The organism is Pseudoalteromonas rubra (genome assembly GCF_005887115.1).
In the GTDB taxonomy this organism is placed as follows: domain Bacteria; phylum Pseudomonadota; class Gammaproteobacteria; order Enterobacterales; family Alteromonadaceae; genus Pseudoalteromonas; species Pseudoalteromonas rubra_F.
In genome coordinates, this window is sequence record NZ_PNCJ01000010.1 from 67218 (window position 1) to 73810 (window position 6593).

General features: G+C 36.7%; 6 protein-coding genes. 1 reads left to right on the forward strand and 5 read right to left on the reverse strand.

Features of this window, described 5'->3' with window-relative positions; all coding sequences use genetic code 11:
• Nucleotides 1-30: 30 nt before the first annotated feature.
• From CWB98_RS07215 to CWB98_RS07235, 5 genes are all read right to left on the reverse strand, one after another.
• Nucleotides 31-954 (reverse strand): DUF2971 domain-containing protein, encoded by a 924-nt coding sequence (locus CWB98_RS07215; RefSeq protein WP_167551991.1) that lies wholly within the window; start codon nucleotides 952-954, stop codon nucleotides 31-33.
• A gap of 241 nt (nucleotides 955-1195) precedes the next feature.
• The gene (locus CWB98_RS07220; RefSeq protein ID WP_058797216.1) at nucleotides 1196-1687 is read right to left on the reverse strand and encodes a hypothetical protein; all 492 of its coding nucleotides are present in this window, start codon (nucleotides 1685-1687) and stop codon (nucleotides 1196-1198) included.
• Nucleotides 1680-3728, reverse strand: coding sequence for a hypothetical protein (locus CWB98_RS07225; protein ID WP_138544245.1), 2049 nt, complete (start codon nucleotides 3726-3728; stop codon nucleotides 1680-1682). Before CWB98_RS07225 ends, CWB98_RS07220 begins: the two co-directional genes overlap by 8 nt.
• A 1-nt stretch (nucleotide 3729) precedes the next feature.
• Nucleotides 3730-5439, reverse strand: coding sequence for a hypothetical protein (locus CWB98_RS07230; protein ID WP_138544246.1), 1710 nt, complete (start codon nucleotides 5437-5439; stop codon nucleotides 3730-3732).
• Nucleotides 5426-6367 (reverse strand): tyrosine-type recombinase/integrase, encoded by a 942-nt coding sequence (locus tag CWB98_RS07235; RefSeq protein WP_171045604.1) that lies wholly within the window; start codon nucleotides 6365-6367, stop codon nucleotides 5426-5428. Before CWB98_RS07235 ends, CWB98_RS07230 begins: the two co-directional genes overlap by 14 nt.
• 70 nt (nucleotides 6368-6437) lie before the next feature.
• Between CWB98_RS07235 and CWB98_RS07240 the strand changes: the two genes are divergently transcribed.
• Nucleotides 6438-6593 (forward strand): transposase (locus tag CWB98_RS07240; RefSeq protein WP_171045605.1); only part of this gene is annotated, 156 nt, incomplete at its 3' end.

Here is a 6593-nt window from a genome sequence, read left to right on the forward strand (position 1 = left end):
AAGAAAAATTACTAAACACAGAGCCTCTGCTTATTGGTACGTTGCTCTTTGCTTGAAGCAAAAGTAATTGTATGTAGGTTTAACTAAGTCGAACATGCTACTTGCCACTTCTTTCTCCCACTCAATTTGTGGACTATATCCCCCAGAATATCTGCTTGAACCTAACATATATGCAAGAAAATCAGCAGTATTGTTTGAGCACTTTGTGCCAAGGATTACCCCCAAGATAAGAGAATCAAGATTGTTTCCTTGCGTTTTCCATTCCCAATAGGGGCGGATATCATTGGCTCGGCCCTCGAAGAATAATTCTTCCTTCGGTATAAGCGCAACGGAGCGCATTTCTTGTTCTTCATTGAACGATTTATCTTTCCACTTTGCTATGTCAAATAAAAACTTAAAAAGTTGCCCCGCTTCTGATGAAGAGAGGTCCTTTAAATTTCTTTTCCTTTCATTGAACTTCTGTAACTGGTTTAGAAAATCTTGATTATTTTTAATGACTTTCTTGCAATATTGCTCTATATCTTCATATTCGCAGCTTTCCAACGGAGTAAACACCGGCTCTTTAAAAATAGGTATGTCGGGAGTTCCCCATAATGGTACTGTGTTAAATATGTGACCATTGTTTTTACTTGCAGAACTCCAAATATCGGTCGAAAATACAATTGCAGCTCCTTTACAATCATCGGCATAAAGTCTCATTTGAGCGAGAGAGTTACAGGTCTGTGATACACAAAATAATGCAAGCGAATAGTTCGCGTTAAGAGTCATGTATAAGTCAGACAACATGGCCTTTATATCAGGATCTACAAGTTTTTTTAGTGTTTCATATGGTCGCACAAATTCACCATAATCATTAAGAAAACGATGATCTGTAAACCGCAGAGTTCTATTCTTTACTACGCCTTCAAGGCCTTTCATTGAAGTGTAGTGGTAAACATACTTTTGTTGTGACATCTCTAAAAACATCCTTCTGTTGAGTGTTATCAATTTACTCTGGTTTTTCTTTTTAGGCTATAGGTGTTAGTTTCAGAAAAGCAATTTCATATGCTCTTGTATCTTTGCTAATAGTGTTGATACGAGTGGCCGCATTCTTTATTCGGATGAGAGCATAGAAAAGCTAGAAAGAAATTCTTATTATGAGGTTAGAATATGGACTTTGGGAGTGCCAGGCTAAAGGAAAGTAATATAATCAGGCTTATTTTCTATTGAGCTTGATAATGCGTTCTCTTTTTAGTTGTATCAGTTCTTCTCTAGTGTTTTCAAGTGCAATGACAAGCTCTTTGTTTTCTATCTCTAGTTTTCTTGACTGTGCTTTAAGTTGACGAAGTGATTCATTAAATTGGTGATGCTCTGCCGCAAGCTGCTGAATTGTCTTTTTTAGCGCGGTATTTTCTGTTCGATATTTTTCTTTTATTCGCTTTTCATTAGCAGCTTTAGACTTTAAAGAATTAATTGGGTCATGACTTGCTTCCTGTTGTGTATCGGAACCAATTGGTTTATTTTTTAGTGTTCTCACCTTGGAAGAAAATTCAGAGTAGTAGTGACAGCTACCATTCCCTAAATTAGCCTCCTCTTCAACTGCCCTTATGCTCAGCTTTCTATGTTTGGGTATGCGTATGGGTTCTCCAGTTAAAATACGCTCAAGCGCAGCTTCTAACCTTATGAGTGTGTTTTCACTCTTATTCATACTGAGTTACCTCTATAGGGTGTTTATACTGCTCATAAAAAATGTTGAAATCTTCCATAACAGATTCTGCAGCACGAATTTGAGTGATGCAGTGAGCGTAAATAGAAGGGGATATATCACCTTGAGTTTTGAGGTATGAGGTAAGCTGAGAATGCTTTTTTTGCCAGTTTTTGGCTTGTGCTTCGTCAATAATGCTACCGCCGCTTTTACAGTCAACACAGAAGGCTGGATTTATGACTCCATCCATATCGCAATCATAACCATTCTTACAATAGCTATGCATAGTACCATGTAATGTTAGAGTTCCTTTTTTAACAGCGTCATATATCACATCCCAGGAGCTGTATATGTATGGAGTGTCCTCTCGCATTTGCATGATTGCTTTGCCATGGCTTCCCGATAATGGAGCATCACTATGTATCATATTAAAAAATTTATTAGCGGTTTCTTCTAGCTGTGTCTTTTCTAGAAGGTGTTGAAAGTCACTATCTATTCGCAAATCATGTAGTCTGCTACTAATGCCACCAACACTGTACCAATTAGTCATTTGCAAATATGTGTGTTTATACTGTTGTTTAAGAGCGACATTAGTACCTATTCTGTGCCTCGTAGTGTACAGTGCCAATGAGCGCCTAAATTGATGTGGTTTTAGTGGCCAGCTTTTGCCTACGATACATATTGCTTTGACCTTGTCATGTGCATAAGGATTAGAGCGAAACGCTTCAGCCAGGTCTTCTTTTGTTATTTTTGTCCCATAAGTTTCTGAAAATAGTTGTAACCGATCTGGCCATGTAGCTATCACTACTGGCGGTTTTGAACGGGCGGTTCTATTCAGCCAAAGGTAGTTACTTTCTTTTTCACTGTTAGCCTCAATCAGCTCCGCTCTCCAGTGTTTTGTAAAGCAAGTCATGAGTTCGAGCGCTTTTTCTGTAATTGGAGCGGTAACCCAAGTTGTATCCTTTTCACCCAACTTGAAGGTTCTTGATTGTAATAGATGAAAGATATGGCCATCTATTTCATCACAAAAATAGCTATTTGGTTTCAATACACTGAGTTCCGAGTCTCGCATACCTGAAAATGCCCCACAACATATATAACACGCAGTTGTTATTCGACCATATAACTTTTTCCAGTTGAAGGCTGTTTTTAGATTCTTAAAAGGAGTCTCTGATGAGTATCTTGATAATATTTCTGAGCTTTTTTGAGGTGAAGCTTTATTGACCTCTCTGGCTTTGCACTGTGTTGTCGATTCGTTTAGAAAATTCCATTTGCCACTTTTGATGTTAAAGTCAACAACGGATTTTCCTTTTAGGTAGTTATCTTGCAGTTCTTTCTCAATGTCTGCTAGTTTGTGCCTATAAGGGTAATAAGTTTCAACTAAATCTATTGCTTTGGAATATAATTCATCAGCTATTCTTTCTGGGATCGCAAGTGTTTGTTGAGGTGTTTTCTTACTTAACTTTACTGCATGTTCATACGGCTTCAGAGTTGAAAGGGTTAATTCAATCTGTAGCCAGTTTTTTAACCTAAAGATACTATTTATACCGGCATAGACATGTTCTAAAGTACGCTGCGCTAACTTTTTATTAAGAAGAAAAGAGTCAAGAGCTTGTGAAGTTTTTTTATCATTTAAGGCTGAAATTGATTTGTGGTTATTGTTAAGCAAGAAAATGTAAACCTTTTTAAGCGCGCAAAGTCTATTAACTAGTGTTTGTATTCTTATGTGACGACTTCTCGTACTGTTTTTTTGATAAATCCATCCATAAACGATGGTTTTAATTTCTAATGTTAAATCTTTAGAGTCTTTTATAAAGCTAAAGTCAAATTTGCTTTTTTTATTTATTTGAATCTTAGATGTATAAGCGCTCATGTCCCAGACTTGGCTTTTGAAGTAGCTTTTATTCTCACCTTCAATACTCTTGCTTATTAAAACTTCATTAAGCTTTTCCCAATCCTTCTTGTTTCGTAGCTCAATTATATCAATGAAATCAATTAATATTTTCTGCGGAGTTCTTTTAGGTAGTTGGATTAGTGGTAACATGTTATTTTACCATTAATATCGAATCTGGACTAAGCCAAAGAGGGTGTCGCCCTACTTCCATCAATTTAATCTCTGCGTCATTGAAAATCTTTTTATCTATTTTGGGAATTATTTTTTTATCTATGAACTCTAATGCCTGGTTGAAGTTATGATCGAAGTGTCGTGCATTTAAGTGGTAGTAAATTGATTCTTCTATACATTCTTTGAATGATAATAGACACCATATATCTTCAACTGATTGGACGATTACTTGATGAGTACAGCCAAAGCAATTTAGTAAATCAGCGCATGCTAGATTTGCTTTATGTAAGTTATGAGAGTTAATTTTTTTGCTAAATTTTTTTGATTTTTCACCAAAAGGGTCGGCGCAATAAGAGCCATGAGCGGCTTTTTTAATTTGTGGAGAGAGTTTATCTTGCAGCTCTTCGTATTTAAGTACCTTGATGTGTAGGGTTTCTTTTGCTTTTTCTACTGTCGTAAGGTTTTTCGCTTGCTCCGCTCGGATCAGAGCTGCCTCTTGCATCATGATATTATTTTCTAGTTTATTTCCATCCGAGTAGTGCCTTTTTATTGTTTCTGGAGTATTGTTCAGAAGTAAAGCTGCCTCTATTTCATTGTTGTTAATTTGAGAAATAATACTGCCTGTTGCCCTGAATCTTGAAACGCTAAATCTAAGCTCTCTGCCCATTGAATCATACATAGGGAAGTTTTTCTTTACGAAAATGCTGTTGAAATCACGTAGAAATGCATTGTTTAAAGGGGCTTTCTTGTTTTCCCAACAAGTTTGAATTAAGAGGGCGTCACTGGAGCTATCAACTAACTTTGATACCTCTAGTAAAGTGTTAAAGAAATCTATGCAATATTTAGGTATGTCAATATGATGATCGCCTATCTCTATGTTTATTACTTTAAAAGCTCTTCTTTTAAAAGCGCTCATTACGTACCAGTTTTCTTTTCGATAACCTACAGACTGTGGCCGTCGAAGACTTAGAAGCTGGGTTGTGTTCGAATAAGTATAATACGAGAGTAAAAAAGTTGCAGCGATCATCATTTTGTTGACTGCAAGATAAACTTTGTGATTCACTCCTTTCCAGAGGAAGTTCATAGGGGAGTTTTTCTTCGACGCTGCCATATACTCTTCAGGAGAAGCTGAAAATTGTTTAGCTGTTTGTTTGAAGAGTGAGCGAAGAAAAGGCAACATCTGTTTCAAATCAGAGTTTGTATAAGCTTCGTGTGGTTGATTATCACTATTAGCAATAATGACTATATTATTCATCCATTGTTCTGAAGCATTATTAATCTCTAAGTTTGAAAAAATTACTTTTAAGGTACTTGTAATAGTTATATATGCGCTACTTCTAAGCTCACCTGCTCTGTATCTTTCATAACAATGCGTACAAAACTTTTGTATCGTTTTTTCCTCAATTGGTAGCATGTGTTGTGAATCACACCACTTAAGGTAAGCAGTAAATTTGTAGTAGTAGTTAGATATGGTTGCATCAGACTTTTCAAGGCGAAGTATTGATAGTGCTTTTTGCAATTCAATAACTAAATCATCACGGTCAGCAAACTCAATACCTTCTAATTCTTTTACCTTTTTGGTCGATGGGATGCCTGTGAAGCGTATTCTATTGAAATCTAAGTAATGTGTGGTGTTAGCACCACTCCTAATTTTTATGCACAATTTTGCTTGCCACTTATAAGAGTTCATTGGTGTAACCTTCATTTTTGATGGCGTCGTGCATTATTTGATCCAGCAGTCCAAATTTATTTTCTAGTGCAGTTTTTTTCTTTAAATATCTTATATATTTCATTGTAGTGCTCTCTTGATTATGGCCCATCCAGCTCATCAGGCAATCAAGAGATTGGCCAACGCCAAGCCCTGCATCAAGAAGATCATTAAGACGGTATGTTGCATACGTACTTCTCAAGTCATGGAATGAGTAGTTAAAATTGTTAAGTGTGCAATTGATATCTTTTCTAAAGTCAGACCAACGTGCCCCCAGCGTTCCTGGGCTAGTCTGATTTCCGTATTGACTAATAAATAGAGGCTCATATTGACCTCGAACTTTTAATTTTTGGACTTTTTTTAATCTTCTTTCACTAATTGAGTAATCTCGTAGCTTACAGATTAGAGTTGCAGAAGCTTCAATTTCTCTATTCTTATTGTATTTTGTATTAACACCTGTCGATGGCCCTACAGTTAGGATATACCTTGTACGCTCATCGCTTGTTGGGATTGCGCTATCTAAAGCTTCTTGAGTAAACGAGCAGGCCTCAGATTTTCTAAGCCCACTCAAAAGTGCTAGAGCACACATTAGTTTAAATTCAATTGGCTCTGTCTTGAGTTTATTAGAGAATGTTAACAATGATTCACTTGTTAAAGGGTTTAGACCACTTTCAGGCTTTTTGGGAACACGTATTTTCAGATCTGAAGTTTGAACTACAAACTTAGGTTTTAAATGGGCTAATTTATCTGATCTTTTAATGCTAACGAATTGAATTGTAAATGGAGTGGCTTTCTCATCATTTATTTCAATTTCTGATTCTTCAATAGCCCATATGTAGAATTGTACAACGTGCTTTAAGTAAAGATTAGCTGTCGAAGGAGAAACTCTTCCATTGTTTACTTCCGACAATATGTGTTGTGATTCAATAAAACCGGACACTATTTTAGGTGGTATTATTACCACTCAATGAGAGGTGTCTATGACCAGAAAACGTCGTACTTTTACACAGGAATTTAAATTGGAAGCCGCTGCCTTGGTTCTGGATGAAGGATACTCAGTGCCCGAAGCATGTCGGTCCCTGGATGTCGGTGAAACGGCTTTGAGGCGCTGGGTCCAGCAGCTGAAGCAAGAACGT

What these genes read in the sequence shown, in the direction of transcription:
- CWB98_RS07215 (WP_167551991.1), bottom strand. Translation starts at nt 954, where the DNA reads ATGTCACAACAAAAGTATGTTTACCACTACACTTCAATGAAAGGCCTT.
- CWB98_RS07230 (WP_138544246.1), bottom strand. Translation starts at nt 5,439, where the DNA reads ATGAACTCTTATAAGTGGCAAGCAAAATTGTGCATAAAAATTAGGAGT.
- CWB98_RS07220 (WP_058797216.1), bottom strand. Translation starts at nt 1,687, where the DNA reads ATGAATAAGAGTGAAAACACACTCATAAGGTTAGAAGCTGCGCTTGAG.
- CWB98_RS07225 (WP_138544245.1), bottom strand. Translation starts at nt 3,728, where the DNA reads ATGTTACCACTAATCCAACTACCTAAAAGAACTCCGCAGAAAATATTA.